This window comes from Pseudomonas sp. MYb13, assembly GCF_002980075.1.
GTDB classification, from domain to species: domain Bacteria; phylum Pseudomonadota; class Gammaproteobacteria; order Pseudomonadales; family Pseudomonadaceae; genus Aquipseudomonas; species Aquipseudomonas lurida.
Genome location: NZ_PCQI01000005.1, coordinates 74,397 through 95,457 on the forward strand (window position 1 = coordinate 74,397; position 21,061 = coordinate 95,457).

Genomic DNA, 21,061 nt, shown 5'->3' on the forward strand with positions numbered 1-21,061 from the left:
TGCATCAACCTACGAAGGGATTTCGCCGTGCGCTGGCTCAGGATCGCCATAGGTTTTACTGTCAGCCTGCTGACACTGCTCTGCTTGCTCCCGGCCCAGGCCGCCGCGCAAGGCAGTGGCTGGGCAGTATTGCTTGATGAACAGGCCGACCTGCAGCTGAGCGACATCCGTTCCTCGCGCTACACCAATCAATTCAGCCCCATCGAACTGGACCGCATTACCGCTGCGGAACCCGACGGTGCGTTGTGGGTACGTTTCAAGCTGCAACCCGGCAAGCACGAGCAAGTGCTGCGGGTGTTCGCCCCGGATCTGTCGCACCTGAGCCTCTACGTGCTGGACGGTGACACCCTGGTGGAACAACAGAGCACCGGCACACGCCAGCCCCAGGCTGAACGGCCGCTGCCCAGCAGCGATTTCATGTTGCCGATGCCCCAGAGCCAGAAGCCCCTCGAGGTCTACCTGCGCCTGGTCTCGGAGCACGAACTGCGCCCCTACATCACCCTGGAACCGGCCGTACTCGCCGCCGCCGACCAGACCCAGACGCTGATCTACGGCCTGCTGTTCGGCTGCCTGCTGATGCTGATCCTGCACAACCTGACCCGCTTCGCCTACCACCGCTCGCGCAGCAGCCTGTGGCTGGCGGCCTGCGAAGTGCTGTTGATGCTCAGCCTGGCACTGCTGCTCAACCTGGTGGGCCCATGGCTGCCGAACTGGCACGCGATCCAGACGCCCGGCGCCTACCTGGCGCTGCTGCTGACCGCACCGTGCGGGCTGATGTTTGCCTACCGTTTCTTCATGCCCCTGGGCCCGCACCCGCTGAACAAACTGTTGATGGCCGATATCCTGTTCATCGTGCTGTGCGGCCTGCTGCTGTTATTCGTCAACACCCTGCCGCTGAACATCATCACCTACGCCCTCGTGGCCCTGGCCGGTTTGAGCATGCTGTTTGTCTCGGCCTATCACTGGCAGAAAGGCTACCGTCCGGCGCGCCTGTTCGTGGCGGCGATGGTGGTGTTCAACATCGGTACGCTGATCATCCTGCCCGCGTTGCTGGGCCTGACGATGGTTTCGCCCCAGGGCCTGATCGTCACGCTGCTGGCCTTTATCTGCCTCAGCGGCCTGTTGATGAGCCTGGCGCTGGGCGAACGCCAGCGCGCGATTGTCGAGGCGCGCTTCAGCCTCAGCCGGGACCTGGCGGCGAGCAATGCCGAGATCGCCGCCAAGGCCGAGTTCCTGGCCAAGATCAGCCATGAGATCCGCACGCCCATGAACGGCGTGCTGGGCATGACCGAGCTGCTGCTGGGCACGCCGCTGTCGGTGAAACAACGCGACTATGTGCAGACCATCCACAGCGCCGGCAACGAACTGCTCACGCTGATCAACGAAATCCTGGATATCTCCAAGCTGGAGTCCGGCCAGATCGAACTGGATGACGTGCAGTTCGACCTCAATGCGCTGATCGAAGACTGCCTGAGTATTTTCCGCGCCAAGGCCGAGCAGCAGAACGTTGAACTGATCAGCTTTATCCAGCCACAGGTGCCCCGCGTGATCAGCGGCGACCCAACGCGACTGCGCCAGGCGATGTTGAGCCTGCTGGAAAACGCCCTGCAAAAAACCGATGAAGGCGAAGTGCTGATCGTCGTCGCCCTGGACGACCGCAGCACCAAGCCGCGCTTGCGCATTGCCGTACAAGACAGCGGCCTGCCGATGGAAGCAGCCGAGCGCGACGCCCTGCTGCACAGCGAACTGCACAGCAAGAACTTCTTCTCGGCCACTCGCCTGAACGGCCACCTGGGCCTGGTCATCGCCCGCCAACTGATCCTGTTGATGAACGGTGAATTCGGCATCAAGAGCGGCAGCCATCAAGGCAGCACACTGTGGCTGACCCTGCCGCTGGACCCGGAACGCCTGGAACACCCGACCTCCGACCTCGACGGCCCACTCAAAGGCGCACGGGTGCTGGTAGTGGACGACAACGACACCTGCCGCAAGGTATTGGTGCAGCAATGCTCGGCCTGGGGCCTCAACGTCAGCGCGGTGCCATCGGGCAAGGAAGCCCTGGCGTTGCTGCGCACCAAGGCGCACCTGCGTGATTACTTCGACGTGGTGCTGCTGGACCAGAACATGCCCGGCATGACCGGCATGCAACTGGCGGCGAAGATCAAGGAAGACCCGAGCCTGAACCACGACATCCTGCTGATCATGCTCACCGGCATCAGCAACGCGCCGAGCAAGATCATCGCGCGCAATTGCGGGATCAAGCGCATCCTCGCCAAGCCGGTGGCCGGCTACACGCTCAAGACCACGTTGGCCGACGAACTGACCCAGCGCAGCAAAGGCACGCTGCAACCGCGCCCGGTGCTGCCCGTGCCAGCAGCTGTCACGGTGCCCGCTGACTTCCGCATCCTGGTGGCGGAAGACAACAGCATCTCCACCAAGGTCATTCGCGGCATGCTCGGCAAGCTCAACCTCAACCCGGACACCGCCAGCAATGGCGAGGAAGCCCTGGAAGCGATGAAGGCCCAGCGCTATGACCTGGTGTTGATGGATTGTGAAATGCCGATCCTCGATGGTTTCTCCGCGACCCAGCAATTGCGCGCGTGGGAAGTCAGCCACCAGCGCATTCGCACACCGGTGGTGGCGCTGACAGCGCATATTCTGTCGGAACACAAGGAACGCGCACGCCAGGCCGGGATGGATGGGCACATGGCCAAGCCGGTGGAATTGTCGCAGTTGCGCGAGCTGGTGGAATTCTGGGTCGCGCAACGCCAACAGCGCCCCGAGCACGCCCCTTCATAACCTGAAATACGTTCCCTTGTGGGAGCTGGCTTGCCTGCGATAGCGGTGTATCAGTTACAAAGCTGTTGCCCTACACACCGCTATCGCGGGCAAGCCAGCGCCCACATTTGCACCGTGTCGCCTGATAGACTTCCCCCACTCTTTCCCTGCCGCGAGCCGCCCCTCATGCTCCACGTGTTATTCAGCGTCTACCTGAAAATGCTGGTGCTCTACAGCCCGTTCTTCGTGCTGTCCTGCTTCATCAGCCTGACCCGTGGCTATTCCAGCAAGGAACGCCGGCGACTGGCGTGGAAAGTGGCGCTGGCGACCCTGATATCGAGCGTATTGCTCTACCTGTTCGGTCGGGTGATTTTCAGTGTGTTCGGCATCACCGTAGACGCCTTCCGCATCGGCGCCGGCAGCGTACTGTTCATCTCTGCCCTGGGTATGGCCCAAGGCAAGTCGGCGGTGCAGACCGACAATGTGCAGCAGGACGTGACCATCGTGCCGCTGACCATCCCCCTCACCGTCGGCCCGGGTACCATTGGTGCACTGTTGGTGATGGGTGTGAGCCAACCGCACTGGGATGACAAGATCACCGCTATCCTCAGCATTGCCCTGGCCAGCCTCACGGTGGGCGTGGTGCTGTACCTGTCCAACCGTATCGAACGCATCCTCGGCGACCAGGGCTTGCAGATTGTCAGTCGGTTGATGGGATTGTTTGTGTGTGCCCTGGCCGCGCAAATCATTTTCACCGGGGTGCGCGGCTACCTGGTGCCCTAGATCCGGTACTTGGCAATCGCCAGTTGCACCTTGTCTCCCGCGCTCTCGCGCATCAGCTGGATCGTTTTTTCGTTGACCACCGAGGTATTCAACACCAGGCACGTCTGCCCGCTGAAGGCCTCGAAGGACGAGCTGTCCCATTCAAGGAAAGGCAACCCCAGCTGTTTGCTCACACCGTGGGTGCTGTAGGTCACCAGCACCATCATCAGCTCACCGTCTGTTTCAGCGCACGAGGCCAGGCCGAAATCACCGCCCTGGTGCACGGAGCTGTTGCGTTTGAACAGCTCGAACGACGCTGGCGTCTGCTTCAATGCCTCCAATGCGTCCGCCGCCAGCTTGGGCAACAAGGCAAGCAGCGGCGCAGACAACGACGTCGACGCCAGCAGGGTGGCGATGATATTCAGCGCTGCCACTTGCACGGTCAGGCCTTTGCCCGAGCGTGAGACTCGCTCGAAGCGACTGCGTACCGGCAGCCATCCCAGGCTGATCATCACCTTGATGAATTCGTCATACCAATCCTCGGTACCACGGTGCATTTTCAACACGTCGCTGACGTAGCTGCTGGCCAGTAAATAGCTTTTACGGATGTATTCGCGGTTCAGGCCAGACAGGCCTTCGGCAAACGAAATCACGCTGTTGTTGACCACGGCTGCGTTGAAGTCATCCTCCGTGTCCAGCGGCAAGGCCTTCTGTGCGCCGGGCGCCCCCGGCAACTTGTAGGCGGCAATCAACTTGCGCCGTTTTGTATTGTTGATCCGTCTGTGATGTCGCTCCATTTTGACTCTCCACAAGCACCCCAACTCGAGGCTTATGTCCACCCTAGTCCACTGGCCGGCGGGTTTTCCAGGCGACAAAAATCCCTTGGCGCCGCACGTCAAACCCTTGCGCCCAGCAATAACGCAGCGTGCCTGGCAGGCTTCCGGATTTCATCGCGCAAAAAAGAAAAAGCTCCGGACAACGCCAGGAAAATCCCTGGGTCATTCGGAGCTTTCAGGCGGCCAACAGGCCGTTTTCAGGACGCGGGTTTCTCGCCATACCAACGTGGCGTGTACACCCACTCACCGCCACCGGCACGGGGGAATGTGCAGGTGGTGGAGGAGCCGATCAGCACCATGGTGCGCATGTCCACCTGCTCCGGCGTCAGTTGCCCAAGCGTGGTCACCCGCAGGGTCTGCCCCGGGCGACCGATATCGCGACCCAACACCACCGGCGTTTGCGGCGTGCGATGCAGGGCGACGATTTCCAGTGCACGCCCCAATTGCCACGGTCGCGAACGCGAGATCGGGTTGTAGAACGCCAAGGCCAGGTCAGCCTGGGACGCGAGGTCCAGGCGCTTTTCGATGATCGACCAGGGCTTGAGGTTGTCCGACAGCGACATCACGCAGAAGTCATGCCCCAACGGCGCGCCCGCCTGGGCGGCGGTAGCGAGGGACGCCGAAACGCCCGGTAGAATTTCCAGGTCGACCTGATGCCAGGCCGGGTCGTCGGACTCGTGCAAGGCCTCGATCACTGCGGCAGCCATGGCAAACACGCCCGGGTCGCCGGACGACACCACCACCACCGAGCGACCTTGGGCCGCCAGCTCGAAGGCGTGCCGCGCGCGCTGCATTTCTTCACGGTTGTCGGTGCAGTGCTGTACCTGGTCGTCGCGGAACGGACCGGCCATGCGCACATAGGTTTCGTAGCCGAGCACGTCGGTGCAGCGCGCCAGTTCGGCCTTGACCGCCGGCACCATCAATTCGGCGGCACCCGGGCCCAGGCCGATCACGGCGAGTCGACCACGGGGGCGACCCACGTGCGACAGGTCCAGGGGCTCGTCAGCAATATTGATGACGATATCGGCGTCCTGGGCAACGCGGCCAAAACGCAGTGGTACGCCGAGTGCCAGTGCAGCTTCGTGCAAAGACGCGTCCGCCATCTGCGTGTCGCTGGCCAGCAGGCAGGCCAGGGACTGCACGGCGATGCTCGCCTCATGCAGTGCCGTGCGCACACGCTCGGGCAGTTGCGCACCTGGCTTGCACACCGCGCACACATTCTTGGGATAGATCAGCAACTCATTGGCTGCGGGTGTGCGCTCGGCACTGCCCACGTGGATCGCCAGGCGTGCCTGTTGATCCTGGGGCAGATTGGCCTGGTCGAGCCATGGCGCCGCGCCTTCGATACGCACGCTTTCGCCGGCCAGCAGGTCCGAGACAAAGCGCTTGCCCAGCTCCAGATCAGCCAACTCGTAACCCGTCGGCGGGTTGAGCAGGCAGGTGCCGAAACGCAGCTCGCCACTGGTGGTAATCGCCGCCGCCACGTCCAGCGCAGCGGCAATGTCCCGCGCCATGATATTCACACCGCCCAGGCCACCGAGCAGTGGCACCACTGCGCTGCCATCTTCGGCCACGGCCAGCACGGCGGGCTCTTCGCCTTTTTCCAGCAGCAGCGGCGCCAGGGTGCGGATGACAATGCCAGCGGCGCACAGGGCGATCAGCGGCGTGCCTTGTTGATAGAGCTGGCGCAGGGTCGTGCCGAACTCGCTGTAGGTCTGGTCCGCACCTTCAACACGCCCGGCCAGGCCGTGGATCAGCGCGTCGGGGTACACCTGCTGGATCCTGCGCGCAGTCGCCAGGCTGCCCTGGCCGAGGATAACAATCGCCGGGGTCATCAACCTTGCCACCGTTCACCCGGCACGATGATCAGCGAGAAGTACGGTGAGGACATCGGCTCCACCTCATCGAGCGGCACAATCTTCTGGTTGGCCATGGTCGCGCGCTCCACATACAGCGCGCGCTCGGCCAAGCCAAGTTCTGCCAACACCTGGCGCACTTTCGGGAAGTTGCGCCCCAGCTTCATGATCACCGCCGCATCAGCGTCCGCCAGGCGGCGCTTCAGGTCCTCATGGGGCAACACGCCCGAGAGCACCGACAGGCTCTGGTTGCGATACACCAACGGCGCGCCGAGCACCGAGGCGCCGCCGAGCATCGAGCACACCCCCGGGATGACCTGGGCTTCGTAGCGCTCAGCCAGGCGGTCATGCAGGTACATGTAGGAACCGTAGAAGAACGGGTCACCTTCACAGATCACCGCCACATCGCGGCCGGCATCCAGATGCGCTGCGACGTCAACGCTGGCGGCGTCGTAGAAATCGCTGATCACTTGCTCGTAGGACATCGGGGCCGGCAATACCTCGGTGGTCACCGGGTACACCAGCGGCATCAGGGTCTGTTGCGGCACAAGGTGGTCTTCAATGATGCCGAAAGCGTTGCCTTTCTTGCCCTTGGCCACGAAGTACGCCACCACCGGCGATTCGCGCAGCAGGCGCAGGGCCTTGAGGGTGATCAGTTCCGGGTCACCGGGGCCTACGCCCAGGCCGATCAGACGTCCGCGTGCCTGCATTATTCGACCTCCGTGGCCAGGGCATTCACCGCTGCGGCGGCCATGGCACTGCCGCCCAGGCGGCCTTGCATGATCACGAACGGCACGCCACGGCTATCGGCCGCAAGCATCGCCTTGGATTCGGCAGCGCCTACGAACCCAACCGGAAAACCGAGGATCAAGGCGGGTTTCGGCGCGCCGGCGTCGAGCATTTCCAGCAGGTAGAACAGGGCGGTCGGCGCGTTGCCGATCACCACTACGCTGCCTTCCAGGTGCGGGCGCCACAGCTCCAGGGCGGCAGCGGAACGGGTGTTGCCCAACTCACGCGCCAACGCCGGTACGCTGTCGTCGCGCAGGGTGCAGATCACTTCGTTGTTGGCCGGCAGGCGCGCGCGGGTCACGCCTTCGGAGACCATCCGCGCATCGCACAGAATCGGCGCGCCGGCGGCCAGCGCATCACGCCCGGCCTTGCCCGCACCTTCGGAGAACTGCAGGCCGTCGATGGCCTCGACCATGCCGCAGGCATGAATCACGCGCACCGCGAGTTTTTCCAGGTCGGCCGGGATGCGGTCCAACTTGGCTTCCGCGCGAATAATAGCGAAGGAGTTGCGATAGATCTCCTGACCGTCGCGGATGTAATCAATCATCGGTGTAGCTCCGTGGACGAGCGCGCAACAGGGCGCCCGCCGCTTCAATGGAAAGAGTGCGCGCGTGCAGCCGGCCGAAACCCGGGTGGGCGGCATCGCGAAAATAGAGGTCGTAGTGGCCGGGGCTCACCGCCAACAGGGTGACCGGTGCTGTGTGCGCGGCGGCACAGGAACGGGCGCAGCCAGACAGGTGCACCTCGACGCCTGGGTCCAGGGCGGCAAGTTGCAGGGCGTCGGCCTTGGTATCGGCCAGGCCTTTGCCACAGCCGCTGGAGCCGGTGCAGGCGATCATGCGTGCCAGGGGCTGGTCGACTGAGCAGAGAAAGCCCAGTTGCGCCAGGCGCTCGGTCACGGCGTGAGGCTTTTCGACGTTGGGCAGAAGCAGCCCCTGCCACGGGGTGAAACGCAAGGTGCCGTCGCCGTACTGGCTGGCGAGTTGTGCCGCGCCCTTGAGCATCGTCGAATCCAGGCGACCCAAGGGTGCGATGGCCGCGACGTAGAACTGATTGTTTTGCGACTGTGGATAAGTCCCGAGGTGCAACAGAGCACCACTGGGCGGGCGATTGAAGCCGTCGACGGGCAGCAGCTCCAGGTGCAGGCGGCTCAACACGTTATCCACAGGCAGATGACGCATGCGGGTTTGTTCGGGAGTGGCAAGGTCAAGGAACGCCTCCAGCACCGCCACCACCAGCGCATGCCCCTGCTCCAACGGCACGGCCGCCAGCGGCGCATCCAACCCTGGGCAACCCGCCAGGCCGAACGCCAGGAGCGTCTCGCCATTGCGTACGAAGGCCGACAGCCACAGGTCATGATGATGTTCAAGCATCGCCAGGGCTTCACCGCCATCCAGTTGCACGGCGAACTTGGCCGACAGCTCTTGGAAACGCGGATGGGTTTGCAAGGTGGCGAGGATTGCGTCGGCCAGCGGGCGGGTGTCGAACAGCATCTGCGGGTCGATGCCGGCGCTGGGGCTGAGCATCAGGTTGCGTACATCGTCACCGGCGGCATTGCTGGGCCCGAGGTCGGCGGCCAGCAACAGGGCGATCAATGCGTTCTCTTCGGCGCCGACCCCGCGAATCTGCAGGTTGGCGCGGTTGGTCGCCTCGATCACCCCACCCGCATGGGCCTGGGCGGCATCTGCCACCGCTTGGGCTTGCGCGGCGGTGATCGAACCACCGGCCAATTTAATCCGGCAGATACCACCATCCAACGCCTGGACGATACGCAGCAACCCCGGACAAGCCGAGGGGCGCAAGGTATTCACAGCGGGCGTTGGGTTCACGGGGCTACCGGTTCACAGGTAAAGGCGCGGTATTATGCCTGCTTTGTCCGGCGGCATGAAAAGCCTGCCCGTCGGATGTCGTTCAAGGAATCCATATGTCGCCCTGGCTGACGGTTGTAGGCATCGGTGAAGACGGCTTCAAGGGGCTGGGCAGGAATGCCCGGCATGCCCTGTTGCGCGCCACTCGGATTATAGGAGGTCAGCGTCAGTTGGACCTGTTGCCGGTGTGTATTCGTGGCGAGCGCCAGCTGTGGCCGAGCCCGTTCTCCCTGGAGCCGGTACTGGCGCGACGCGGGGAGCCGGTGTGCGTGCTGGCCAGTGGCGATCCGATGTTCTATGGCGTGGGCGCCAGCCTGGCGCGACGAGTGGCGGCGCAAGAGCTGCTGGTTTTGCCGGCACCTTCCTCGGTGTCCCTGGCGGCAGCGCGGTTGGGCTGGCCGTTGCAGGAGGTGATGACGGTATCCGTGGTGGCCCGGCCATTGGCGGCGCTGAATGCGCATCTGGCCAGTGGCGTGCGATTGCTGGTGTTGAGTAATGATGGTCGCAGTCCGGCGTTGATTGCCTCGCTGTTGGCTGAATCCGGGTTTGGGCCCAGCCGGTTGAGCGTGTTTGAACACCTGGGTGGTGCGAATGAACTGCGCATCGACGGGCTGGCTGCGGATTGGCAACACGCCTCGGTCGCCGATTTGAACCTGGTCGCCATCGAGTGCCTGGCCTCCAGCGAAACACTGCGTCTGTCGCGTCTGGCTGGCCTGCCCGACTCTGCCTTAAAACACGACGGTCAACTGACCAAGCGCGATGTACGTGCCATGACCCTCGCCCGCCTCGCGCCGATGCCCGGCGAATTGTTGTGGGACGTGGGTGCGGGCAGTGGCTCCATCGGCATCGAATGGATGCGTGCGCACCCAAGTTGCCGCGCGTTGGCAATTGAAGCTGACGCAGGTCGCCAAGGCCTGATCGAACATAACCGCGATGCCCTCGGCGTGCCCGGCCTGCAACTGGTCCGTGGCAAGGCTCCGGATGTGTTGCACGGGTTGGAAGCACCGGACGCCATCTTCATCGGCGGCGGCGTTACCCGCGAGGGTGTGCTCGATACCTGCTGGCAGCACCTGCGACCCGGTGGCCGCCTGGTCGCCAATGCCGTGACCCTGCAAAGCGAAATGACCCTGATGAACTGGCGTGCCCAATACGGTGGCGAGCTGACACGCATCCATGTGGCCCAGGCGCAGCCGCTGGGCGACTTCGACACCTGGCGCCAGGCGTTGCCGATTACCTTGCTGGAAGTGATCAAGCCGTTATGAAACGCATCCTGTTGCTGGGCGGAGTGACCGAAGCGCTGGCCGTCGCGCGCACCTTGGGGCCGCAGCATATCTACAGTTTGGCCGGGGTTGGCCGTGTGCCTACCGACCTCACGTGCCAGGTGCGGGTCGGCGGTTACGGCGGGGCCGAAGGCTTGGCGGCGTTTGTTCGGAACGAGGGGATTGGCCTGATCCTCGACGCGACCCACCCCTACGCCGCACAGATCAGCCGCAATGCCGCCCAGGCTGCACAGTTGAGTGGCATTCCTTGCTGGGCACTGCGGCGTCCCGCGTGGCAGCCGCAGGCCGGGGATGATTGGCGCGAGGTCAACGATTGGGCCGACTTGATCCAAGCCCTGAAACCCTTCAAGCGCCCCTTGTTCACGTTGGGCCGCGAACCGTTGCAGCACCTCGATGAAATCCCCGCTGACCAGTTCTGGACGCTGCGCGCGCTGGATGTGTACCCCGCAAATGAGCGGTGCGAAGTGATCGGCGCACGTGGACCGTTTTTGATCGAAGCCGAACGCGAGCTGTTTGAACGGCGCGCGATTGATGTGCTGATCAGCAAGAACAGCGGCAGTACGGCCACCGAGCCGAAGCTGGAAGTGGCGAGGGAACGAGGTGTGCCGGTGTTGGTGCTGAAGCGGCCGGTGTTGGCGCCAGTCGACCGGGAGTTCACCCGTATCGAAACGCTTTTGAAGTCACTGCAATCCCTGTAGGCGCTGGCAATCCCGAATTTGCGACTATCATGAACGTCATGAAAGCTTTAGGTCTCAAGCGTCACGCCACAGCAACCTGGTAGCACTGCGACACCAAACCACACCGCCGTTTTTTACTTATCCCCCCCGATCAGGCTAAATACCCACCTGATCGTTTAACCCTACGGATTGTCCGCCATGGCCCGTCAACGCTTTGCAATTGCCTGGATCGCCTGCCTTGCAGTGCTGTTCAACGCCTTTGCCATGCCGATGGCCAGCGCGATGCAACCGTCCCAGGACCCGGTTCAGCAGTTGCTCTGGGGCAGTTTCTGCTCGTCCAATGGCGCGAGCTTTAAGACCATCGCCCTGGGCAAGCTGGAAATTCCGGCGCCGCAGCAGGATGATCACTCCACCATGCAGCATTGCTGGTGCTGCTCGGGTTCAGCACCGCTGGTGGCGTTGCCGGGGCACGTGCCGCAGTTGTATGTCACGCGGTTCGATGCATTCCAGAACCTGACGCTGTCTGCGCTCCAGCAACCCACTCCGCGCCAGCAATGGCCGAGCCTTAACCCCCGCGCCTCTCCAGCGGCCTGATTTTCTTCGCAAGTGAACTGCGTTTAGAACCGTTCTGGAGAACTGCCATGCTCAAATCTTCCCTGCTTCTGGCTGCGTTGCTGCTGCCGGTGTTCAGTGCTGCCAATGCCGACGACTACAAGGTCGGCGAACTGGAAATCCGTGGACCCTGGTCCCAGGAGCTGCCGCCGAACGCGCCCACCGTCGCGGCGTATTTCGTGATTCACAACACCGGTGAAACGTCGGACCGCCTGCTCGGCGTCGACACGCCGGTGGCGGACAAGGCCGAACTGCACGAGCACGTGATGCAGGGCGACTTGATGAAGATGCAACAAGTGCCCAGCGTTGCCGTGCCGGCCAAGGGTGACCTGACGTTCGCGCCCATGGCGTATCACGTGATGCTGCTGGGCCTCAAGGACCGCAGCCTGTTGGCCGACGGCAAGCAGTTCCCGCTGACCCTGACCTTTGAAAAAGCCGGCAAGGTCGAGGTGGAAGTGTCGGTACAGAAAGTACCGCCCATGGCCGGCCACGAGCACAAGCACCCTCAATAGACTGACTCCAGATGGGCGCCCCTCGCGCCAGGCTATCCCCACACCACCGCGTGAAGCGCGGCAGTTGGATCAGCCTGTTCGCCATGCTGATGATTTTTATCGGTCCGCTGATTTCCCAAGCGATGCCGATGGATCATCACGCCGGTATGCCGGCCAATGGCGCCAGCATGAGCATGTCCATGGACATGCCTGGCGACCATGGCGAAGGCCATCACCCTAAAGCCCCCGACGAACACCACGCCCTCTGGTCCAAGTGCGGCTATTGCGACCTGCTCTACAGTTGCCCCGCCCTGCCCGGCGGCATTTCAACGTTTACCCTGAGCAGCCCACCACCGGCCAACGCCCTCACCCCCGCCACGCGCCTGGGCCATGCCCGGCAGAGCATCTTCCCCGGCGCCCGCAGCCGCGCCCCGCCAATCGCCTCGTAAGCACTTAACACCATTACTTCACACCGGCCGACTTTAGACAGACAGCCGCAGGCTGCTGGCCGTGTTGTTTACGATTGATTGATGGAATTTGTCATGTCCAGGTTTTCTGCTGACACCCGTTTGGGATATACCCCCGTGCTCGCTGCCCTGTGCGGCGCGTTGCTCGCCCCCCACGCTCAGGCCGATGAGCATGCCGAGCACGAGCTAAGCCCCACCGTGATCACGGCCATCGCGCCCAGCTCGCCGCTGACCGTGGTCACCAACCCGAAAGACCCACGCCAACCCGTACCCGCCAGCGACGGCGGCGATTACCTCAAGACCATCCCCGGCTTCGCCCTGGTGCGTAACGGCGGCACCAATGGCGACCCGGTGCTGCGCGGCATGTTCGGCTCACGCCTGAACATCCTCACCAACGGCAGCATGATGCTGGGCGCTTGCCCCGGCCGTATGGACGCCCCCACCTCGTACATCTCGCCGGAAACCTACGACAAACTCACCGTGATCAAAGGCCCGCAAACCGTGCTGTGGGGCCCTGGCGCTTCGGCCGGCACCATCCTGTTCGACCGTGAACCGGAGCAGTTCGGCGAGCTGGGCACGCGGGTCAACGCCAGCGTGCTGGCCGGCTCCAACGGGCGCTTCGACAAAGTCATCGATGCCGCCGCCGGCGGGCCGCTGGGCTATGTGCGGGTGATCGGCAACCAGGCACATGCCGATGACTACAAGGACGGCAACAACGACACCGTCGCCTCGCGCTACGACAAGTGGAATGGCGATGTGGCGGTCGGCTTCACCCCCGATGCCGACACCTTGCTGGAACTCACCGCTGGCCGTGGCGATGGCGAAGCGCGTTACGCCGGGCGCGGCATGGATGGCTCGCAGTTTTTGCGCGAAAGCCTGGGCCTGCGTTTCGAAAAGTCCAACCTCGGCGAGGTGCTGGATAAGGTCGAGGCCCAGGTCTACTACAACTACGCCGACCATGTGATGGACAACTACAGCCTGCGCACGCCCTCGGGCACCGGGATGATGGCCGGCCCCATGGCCTCCAACGTCGACCGCCGCACCCTCGGCGCGCGTATCAAGGCCACTTGGCGCTGGGCCGATGTGCAGCTGATCAGCGGCCTGGACGCGCAGACCAACGAACACCGCCAGCGCAGCAGCATGGGCATCGACACTTACAAGGACCTGCCACGCAACAAGGACGCCAACTTCCACAACTACGGCGTGTTCGGCGAACTCACCTGGTACGCCGCCGACCGCGACCGCCTGATCACCGGCGCGCGCCTGGACCGCGCCTCGGCCAAGGACTTCCGGCAAACCACCGGCTCGGGCATGAGCACCCGCGCCAACCCGACCGCCGACGACACGCGCGCCGACACCTTGCCCTCGGGCTTCATGCGCTATGAGCACGACCTGGCCGACAGCCCCACCACTCTCTACGCAGGCCTGGGCCACTCGGAGCGTTTCCCGGATTACTGGGAGCTGTTTTCGCCCAACACTGGCGCGGTCGGCTCGGTGAATGCCTTCGATGGCGTGAAGCCGGAGAAAACCACCCAACTCGACTTTGGCGCGCAATACAAAGCCGAGAACCTTGAAGCCTGGGCCTCCGGCTACATCGGCCGGGTGCAGGACTTCATCCTGTTCGACTACAGGCCCGGCATGATGGGCACCACCTCCCAGGCCCGTAACGTCGATGCCCGCATCATGGGCGGCGAAATGGGCGCGGCGTACAAGCTGACGCACAACTGGAAGGCCGACGCCACCCTCGCCTACGCCTGGGGCAAGAACAGCAGCGACGGCAAGGCCTTGCCGCAGATGCCGCCGCTGGATGCACGCCTGGGCCTTACCTACAGCGAAGACAATTGGAGTGCCGGTGCCTTGTGGCGTGTGGTCGCGGCGCAAAACCGCATCGACCAGAACAAGGGCAACGTGGTCGGCAAGGACTTCGACAAGAGCGGTGGTTTTGGCGTGTTCTCGCTGAATGCGGCGTATCGCGTCAATAAACACTTCAAGGTCAGTACCGGCGTCGACAACCTGTTCGGCAAGGCCTATGCCGAACACCTGAACCTCGCCGGCAACGCTGGCTTCGGCTACCCGGCCAATGACCCGCAGGCCATCAAGGAGCCAGGGCGAACCCTTTGGACCAAGGTGGACATGAGCTTCTAAAAAGCATCGCGGGCAATCCCGCTCCCACAGTTCAACTGCCTCCCTGTGGGAGCGGGCTTGCCTGCGACAGCGGCGTCACCCACACAAAAAATTCAAAGCCTTGCGGAGCCCAATGATGACCACTCAAAAAATGTCCTTCTACAACCTGGCCTGGCGTTGGCACTTCTATGCCGGCCTCTTCGTCGCCCCTTTCATGGTCCTGCTGGCCCTGACCGGTATCATCTACCTGTTCAAACCCCAACTCGACCCGCTGATGTACGGCGACCTGCTCAAGGTTCAAGCCGCCGAGCACGCCCTGAGCGCCGACGAGCAACTGCAACGCGCCCAGGCGGCCTACCCCAAGGCCGCGGTCAGCAAGTACCTGCCACCGGCCGACGCTACCAGTAGCGCGCAGTTCGTGATGCATAACGACGGGCGCGAAGTGACCGTGTTCGTTGATCCGTACCGCGGCACGGTATTGGGCGAGCAGGACTCGAAATACAACCTGCAGGCCATTGCCCGTGCGCTGCATGGGGAGCTGATGATCGGCAACGTCGGCGATCGCCTGGTGGAACTCGCCGCCGGTTGGGGCGTGATGCTGGTGGTGTCGGGCCTGTACCTGTGGTGGCCGCGCGGCAAATCCTCGGCGGGCATTCTATGGCCAAGATTCAGCAGTCGCGGCCGGGTGTTCTGGCGCGACATGCATGCGGTGACTGGCTTCTGGGGCGCGTCGCTGCTGCTGGTGATGCTGCTCAGCGGCATGACCTGGACCGGCTTCTGGGGCAAGCAATACGCCGACTTGTGGAACACGTTCCCGGCAGCGATGTGGAACCAGGTGCCGCAGTCGGACCAACAGGCGCGCGTGCTCAATACCGCTGCCCAGCAGACGGTGCCATGGGCCATGGAAAACACGCCAATGCCGATGTCTGGCGACCATGCCGAGCACATGAATCACGGTGCGATGCACGCGGCCCCCGCAGCACCCGCAGTGCGCCTGCAAGAGGTGGTCGACCTGGCCACTGCACGCAAGGTCGAGCCCGGCTACAGCATCACCTTCCCCACCACCGCAGAGGGTGTATTCACCGTTGCGGTGTTTGCCAACGACCCACGCAACGACGCCACCCTGCACGTGGACCAGTACACCGGCAAGGTCCTGGCGGATGTACGCTGGGAGCACTACAACCTCGTTGCACGCGCCACCGAAACCGGCGTGATGCTGCACGAAGGCAAGATGTTCGGCTGGGTCAATCAACTGCTCGTGCTGCTGATCTGCCTGATGATTCTGCTGAGTGCGGTCAGCGGCGTGGTGATCTGGTGGAAGCGTCGGCCCCAGGGCGGCCTGGGTGTTCCGCCATTGCGCCATGACCTGCCGAAGTGGAAAACCGCCATGCTGGTCATGCTCGGGCTGGCGATCATTTTTCCTCTCGTGGGCGCTTCCTTGATCCTCGTCTGGGCGTTGGACCGCCTGGTGCTGTCGCGCTTTTTTGGCCAACATGAATCTGCCTCAGGTTCGGCGTGAAACCAGTGAGATGCCCGGCACAGAGCCTTTCTGTAGCCTTGCGCGGACTTTTGTCCCGCAGCCGATAAGTGTTAACTTATAACACTTTCTGCGTTATCGTTGCTCGCCGTGCCCCTCGCGGCGAGCACCTCTCCAAGAAGCGATCGATCGACCGATGAACAAGTACCTTGCGTCTGGCCTGTGCCTGCTCGCCCTGCATAACCATGCCCAGGCCCTGACCCTGCCCGCCAGCCCCGTCACCGCTAGCGCCGTTGACGATGAACGCGTCGACCTCAAGACCCCGACCACCGCCGGTTCGCGCCTGAACCTCACGGCCTTGCAAACCCCAGGCAGTGTCGAAAGCCAGACCGGCGCGCAGATCCGCGAGCGTGGCGATGCCAGCGTGCAGGACGCGATTTCCCGCGCCACCGGCATCAGCCGGACCGGTTCGCCGGGCGACGGTGGTACTTCGCTGTCGGCCCGTGGGTTTACCGGCCAGGGCTCGGTGATGCAGCTGTACGACGGCAACCGCATGTACATGGGCATGGGCACCTCGACCTTTCCCGTCGACACCTGGTCGGTGGAACGCGTGGACGTCCTGCGCGGCCCAGCCTCAGTGCTGTACGGCGAAGGCGCCACCGGCGCGGTGATCAATACCGTGCCGAAAAAGCCGTTTGAAGGCGAGATCGAAAACCACATCCGCCTGGGCTATGGCGCCTATGACCGCCAGCAAGAAGCCCTGGACAGCGGCGGCTCGCTGACCGACACCCTGAGCTATCGCCTCAACGTCAATCGCCTTCGCAGCAACGGCTTCATCGACCGTGGCGACTCGAGCAGCGACTTTGTCAGCGGAGCCCTGCGCTGGCAGGCGGCGGACAACCTGAGCTTTACCCTGGCCAGCGACTACGGTGACCAGCGCCCGCAAAACTACTTCGGTACGCCGCTGATCAACGGCCAGTTGCACAAAGGCCTGCGCGACAAGAACTACAACGTCAGCAACGATACCCAGCACTACAACGACCAGTGGACGCGCCTGACCAGCGAGTGGCAGATCAACGACAGCGTCAGTGCCACCAACGAATTGTTCTACCTGAAAAACCAGCGCCGCTGGCAGAACGCCGAGAACTACAACTTCACCAACGGCCAACTGACCCGCAGCGGCAACTTCGGCATCAAGCACAATCAAGAACAAGTGGGCGACCGCCAGACCTTCACCTTCAAGCACACGCTGTTCGGCCTCGACAGCCAGACCGTGGCCGGGGTGGAATACAACCGTATCCGCTTCCGCCTGGCCAGCAACTCGCCGTTCGGGGACACCTTTACCGGTGGCCAACCCATCGACATCCACCACCCGGCGCCCGGCCAGTTCGCCAGTAATGACCCGTTCAAGCCGCTGTTCGCCACCACCACCAAAACCGTCGCCGGCTTCGCGGAAAACCGCCTGCAACTTACCGACCAGTTGTCGCTGATCACCGGCATCCGCCGTGACTATGCCCAGGTCGAGCGGGATGATTTGCGCAATGGCAGCCGAACCGGCAAGACCCTCACCGGCAACAACTGGAAGGCCGGCCTGGTCTACGCCATCACACCGGACACGTCGGTTTACGGCCAGTATTCCACTAGCACCGACGGCGTCGGCGGCCTGATTTCCCTGAGCCCGAGCCAGCAACAGTTTGACCTGTCCACTGCCAAGCAGACCGAAATCGGCATCAAGCAGGCGTTCTGGGACCAACGCGGTGAGTGGACGTTGGCGGCCTACCACATCGTCAAGAAGAAACTGCTCACCGATGTGCCGGGCGACCCGGAACTCAAGCAGCAAGTCGGCCAGCAATCCTCGCGTGGCCTGGAAGCTAGCCTTGATCTGCAACTGCCGAATGCCTGGCAGTTGCAAGCCAACGCGGCGTGGGTGCACGCGCAGTACGACGACTTCAAGCAGGACGTCGGCGGCGTGCAGGTGTCCCGTGACGGTAACCGCCCGGTGGACGTACCACGCCGCACCGCCAACCTGTGGTTGAGCAAGGCCGTGACCGACGACATCCGCGCCGGTGCCGGCGTGCGTTATGTCGATGCACGTTATGCCGACATGGCCAACCAGAACGAGCTGCCAAGCTACACCGTGGTCGATGCCAACGTGTCATGGAAGGCCCTGCGCAACACCACCCTGGGCCTGCAACTGAACAACCTGTTCGACCGCACGTACGCCGTCAGCCAGTACAACGACGGCCAGCAATGGATTCTCGGGGAGCCGCGCTCGTTCTTCGTCACGGCGGACTACACCTTCTGATGACCTCACTCACCCTCAACGACCTGGCCTGGAGCCCATCGGGTCACGGCCACTGCCATCACCAGTTCCAACTGCGTGACGCCAGCCTGCAGGTCGGCGCAGGAGAGTTTGTCGGGCTGATCGGCCCCAATGGCAGCGGCAAGACCAGCCTGTTGCGCTGTGCCTACCGGTTCAGCAAACCCGCTCAGGGAACCGTGCAACTGGCGCATCAGAACGTGTGGAAACACAGCGCGAAATGGTGCGCACAACGCATTGCCGTGGTGCTGCAGGAGTTCCCCGATGCGTTCGGACTGCGCGTGGATGAAGTGGTCGCCATGGGCCGCACGCCCCACAAGGGTTTGTTCGATGGCGACACACTGCAGGACCAGCAGCGCGTTCACAACATGCTGGCGGCGGTCGGCATGCAGGGCTTCGAAGACCATGCGTTCGCGAACCTGTCCGGCGGTGAAAAACAGCGCGTGATTCTTGCCCGTGCACTGGCCCAGGAACCGCAACTGCTGATCCTCGACGAGCCGACCAACCACCTCGACCCGCGCTATCAGCTGGAGCTGTTGCGGCTGGTCAAGCGCCTGAACATCGGCACCCTGGCCAGTATTCATGACCTGAACCTGGCTGCCGCCTTTTGTGATCGTCTCTATGTGATCGACCATGGCCGCATCGTTGCCAGCGGCACGCCCCATGAAGTACTGACCGCCGAGCTGCTGCGCGACGTCTTTGGCGTCGACGCCTTGATCGACACCCATCCCCTGTCCGGCTACCCCCGAATCACTTGGATAACCCAACCATGATCCTGCGCGCCTGCTCCGCTGTTGCTCTGCTCCTCGCTGCGACGTCTGCGTTCGCCGAAGCGACCCATTACCCGGTGACCGTCAAAAGCTGCAACCGCGACGTGACCTTCCAGCAAGCCCCGCAACACGCGGTCAGCCATGACATCAACATGACGCAGATGATGCTCGCGCTGGGGCTCAAGTCACGCATGGCCGGCTACAGCGGCGTCACCGGCTGGAAGTCCGTGACGCCTGAGATGGCGCACCTGCTCGACGGCCTGCCGGAGCTGGCAAGCAAGTACCCGTCGGTGGAAACCCTGTTGGACGCCAACGTCGACTTTTTCTTTGCCGGCTGGGACTACGGCATGCGCGTGGGCGGCGACCTCACGCCGAACACCCTGCAGCCGCTGGGTATCAACGTGTATGAGCTGACCGAGTCGTGCGCATTCGTGATGAAACGCCCCGCCGCCACCCTGGAAGACACCTACAACGACCTGCGCAACCTGGGCAGGATCTTCGACGTGCAGGACCGCGCCAATGCGTTGATCGCACAGATGCAGGCCCAGGTCGCCGAGGTGCAGAAAGACCTGCCCGCCGACAAACCACGGGTATTTCTCTACGACAGCGGCGAAGACCGCGCCATGACTTCTGGCCGGCTGGGCATGCCGCAGGCGCTGATCGATGCCGCCGGCGGGCGCAATATTCTCGATGACATCGATGCCAGCTGGACCCGGGTCAATTGGGAGACCGTGGTGGAGCGCAACCCCCAGGTGATCGTGATCGTCGACTACAGCGAAATCACTGCCGATCAAAAAGTGCAATTCCTGCTCGACAACCCGGCCCTGCAATCGGTAGACGCCATCAAGAACCAGCGCTTTATCGTGATTCCCTACGTGCAGGCGACGCCGGGCATCGATAACGTGCTCGCGGTGGAAACGTTGGCCAAAGGGTTCCACGGCGAATGATCACCCGTCGCTACGCCTTGCTGCTGGTCGCCCTTGGCGCGCTGTTGCTGGTCTCCTGCGTGCTCTCGCTGGGGTTCGGCTCGGCGCGGGTGCCGGTGGACGTGGTGTGGCGGATCTTGCTGAACAAGGTGTTCGGCCTGGGTGAGGTGAACTGGAGCACCGGGCAGGCACACATTGTGTGGCTGATCCGTGTGCCGCGCATGCTGCTCGGTGCATTGGTAGGCGCCGGGCTGGCCCTGATCGGCGCGGTATTGCAAGCGGTGACGCGCAACCCGCTGGCCGACCCGCACCTGCTCGGCGTGACCTCCGGCGCGACACTCGGCGCAGTCATCGTGGTGCTGCACGTTGGTGAGATCATCGGCCTGCTCACGCTGCCCGCCGCCGCGTTCATCGGCGCGTTGCTGAGCATGTTGGTGGTGCTGGCAGTGGCCAGCCGCAACGGCCGGCTGGAGAGTGATCGCCTGCTGCTGTGCGGGGTAGCCGTGTCGTTTGTGATGATGGCGGCGGCCAACCTGTTGCTGTTCATGGGCGACCATCGCGCGGCCTCGGCGGTGATGTTCTGGATGCTCGGCGGGCTGGGGCTCGCGCGCTGGGAGTTGTTGGCCATCCCCGCCGCCACGGTACTGCTGGGGTTGGTCTTGCTATTGGGCATGGCGCGCCCGCTCAACGCCTTGATGGCCGGCGAGCAGACCGCCGTGACCTTGGGCCTGAATGCGCGCAACGTGCGGCTGAAGGTGTTCCTGGTCGCGTCCCTGATGACCGGCGTACTGGTGTCGATCAGCGGCTCCATCGGCTTTGTCGGGCTGATGGTGCCGCACATTGCCCGGCGCCTGGTGGGCGCCGAGCACCGACGGTTACTGCCGGTGTGCGTGCTGCTGGGCAGCCTGTTCCTGGTGTGGGTAGATGTTGCTGCACGCACCCTGATCGCCCCCGAAGACCTGCCCATAGGCGTGGCAACGGCGGCAATTGGCGGGTTGTTTTTTATCGGCCTGATGCGCAAGCGCTGA

Annotated in this window: 18 protein-coding genes; 13 read left to right on the forward strand and 5 right to left on the reverse strand. The window is 63.4% G+C overall.

Going from position 1 to position 21,061, the window contains the following annotated elements:
- Positions 1–27 precede the first annotated feature (27 nt).
- Together CQ002_RS11855 and CQ002_RS11860 are read left to right on the forward strand one after the other, a co-directional pair.
- Entirely contained in the window at positions 28–2,799 is a 2,772-nt protein-coding gene (locus CQ002_RS11855; protein ID WP_034105570.1) for a hybrid sensor histidine kinase/response regulator, read from the forward strand.
- 165 nt (positions 2,800–2,964) lie between these two features.
- Positions 2,965–3,561, forward strand: coding sequence for a MarC family protein (locus CQ002_RS11860; RefSeq protein WP_034105573.1), 597 nt, complete (start codon positions 2,965–2,967; stop codon positions 3,559–3,561).
- Here CQ002_RS11860 and CQ002_RS11865 read toward each other — a convergent pair.
- From CQ002_RS11865 to cobG, 5 genes are all read right to left on the reverse strand, one after another.
- Positions 3,558–4,337, reverse strand: a complete 780-nt coding sequence (locus CQ002_RS11865; RefSeq protein ID WP_034105575.1) for a hypothetical protein — start codon at positions 4,335–4,337, stop codon at positions 3,558–3,560. The genes CQ002_RS11860 and CQ002_RS11865 overlap by 4 nt on opposite strands.
- A 236-nt stretch (positions 4,338–4,573) precedes the next feature.
- On the reverse strand, positions 4,574–6,211 hold the full coding sequence (gene cobJ / locus CQ002_RS11870) for a precorrin-3B C(17)-methyltransferase (RefSeq protein WP_105161585.1): 1,638 nt from the start codon (positions 6,209–6,211) through the stop codon (positions 4,574–4,576).
- Complete coding sequence (locus tag CQ002_RS11875; RefSeq protein WP_034105579.1) at positions 6,211–6,942, reverse strand: precorrin-2 C(20)-methyltransferase; 732 nt, start codon at positions 6,940–6,942, stop codon at positions 6,211–6,213. Before CQ002_RS11875 ends, cobJ begins: the two co-directional genes overlap by 1 nt.
- Entirely contained in the window at positions 6,942–7,568 is a 627-nt protein-coding gene (locus CQ002_RS11880; RefSeq protein WP_034105581.1) for a precorrin-8X methylmutase, read from the reverse strand. The genes CQ002_RS11875 and CQ002_RS11880 overlap by 1 nt, the downstream gene beginning before the upstream one ends.
- Positions 7,561–8,850, reverse strand: a complete 1,290-nt coding sequence (gene cobG, locus CQ002_RS11885) for a precorrin-3B synthase (RefSeq protein ID WP_280523401.1) — start codon at positions 8,848–8,850, stop codon at positions 7,561–7,563. Before cobG ends, CQ002_RS11880 begins: the two co-directional genes overlap by 8 nt.
- Positions 8,851–8,945: 95 nt before the next feature.
- On the opposite strand from cobG, the gene cbiE reads away from it, so the two are divergent.
- From cbiE to CQ002_RS11945, 11 genes are all read left to right on the forward strand, one after another.
- Complete coding sequence (cbiE, locus tag CQ002_RS11890; RefSeq protein WP_105161584.1) at positions 8,946–10,151, forward strand: precorrin-6y C5,15-methyltransferase (decarboxylating) subunit CbiE; 1,206 nt, start codon at positions 8,946–8,948, stop codon at positions 10,149–10,151.
- Positions 10,148–10,867, forward strand: a complete 720-nt coding sequence (locus tag CQ002_RS11895) for a cobalt-precorrin-6A reductase (protein WP_105161583.1) — start codon at positions 10,148–10,150, stop codon at positions 10,865–10,867. Before cbiE ends, CQ002_RS11895 begins: the two co-directional genes overlap by 4 nt.
- A gap of 177 nt (positions 10,868–11,044) precedes the next feature.
- Positions 11,045–11,440: a DUF2946 domain-containing protein gene (locus CQ002_RS11905; RefSeq protein ID WP_105161582.1), complete on the forward strand. Its 396-nt coding sequence runs from the start codon at positions 11,045–11,047 to the stop codon at positions 11,438–11,440.
- Positions 11,441–11,487: 47 nt separating this feature from the next.
- The gene (locus CQ002_RS11910) at positions 11,488–11,970 is read left to right on the forward strand and encodes a copper chaperone PCu(A)C (RefSeq protein WP_034105592.1); all 483 of its coding nucleotides are present in this window, start codon (positions 11,488–11,490) and stop codon (positions 11,968–11,970) included.
- Between the two features lie 11 nt (positions 11,971–11,981).
- Positions 11,982–12,398, forward strand: a complete 417-nt coding sequence (locus tag CQ002_RS11915; protein ID WP_034105594.1) for a DUF2946 domain-containing protein — start codon at positions 11,982–11,984, stop codon at positions 12,396–12,398.
- A gap of 93 nt (positions 12,399–12,491) precedes the next feature.
- On the forward strand, positions 12,492–14,561 hold the full coding sequence (locus CQ002_RS11920) for a TonB-dependent copper receptor (RefSeq protein ID WP_034105596.1): 2,070 nt from the start codon (positions 12,492–12,494) through the stop codon (positions 14,559–14,561).
- Positions 14,562–14,676: 115 nt separating this feature from the next.
- Positions 14,677–16,059, forward strand: a complete 1,383-nt coding sequence (locus CQ002_RS11925) for a PepSY domain-containing protein (protein ID WP_105161581.1) — start codon at positions 14,677–14,679, stop codon at positions 16,057–16,059.
- A 154-nt stretch (positions 16,060–16,213) separates the two neighbouring features.
- A complete protein-coding gene (locus tag CQ002_RS11930) occupies positions 16,214–18,322 on the forward strand; it encodes a TonB-dependent siderophore receptor (RefSeq protein WP_034105598.1) in 2,109 nt (702 codons plus the stop codon).
- A complete protein-coding gene (locus CQ002_RS11935) occupies positions 18,322–19,110 on the forward strand; it encodes an ABC transporter ATP-binding protein (protein WP_034105600.1) in 789 nt (262 codons plus the stop codon). Before CQ002_RS11930 ends, CQ002_RS11935 begins: the two co-directional genes overlap by 1 nt.
- Entirely contained in the window at positions 19,107–20,054 is a 948-nt protein-coding gene (locus CQ002_RS11940) for an ABC transporter substrate-binding protein (protein WP_105161580.1), read from the forward strand. The genes CQ002_RS11935 and CQ002_RS11940 overlap by 4 nt, the downstream gene beginning before the upstream one ends.
- Positions 20,051–21,061 (forward strand): iron ABC transporter permease, encoded by a 1,011-nt coding sequence (locus tag CQ002_RS11945; RefSeq protein ID WP_034105604.1) that lies wholly within the window; start codon positions 20,051–20,053, stop codon positions 21,059–21,061. The genes CQ002_RS11940 and CQ002_RS11945 overlap by 4 nt, the downstream gene beginning before the upstream one ends.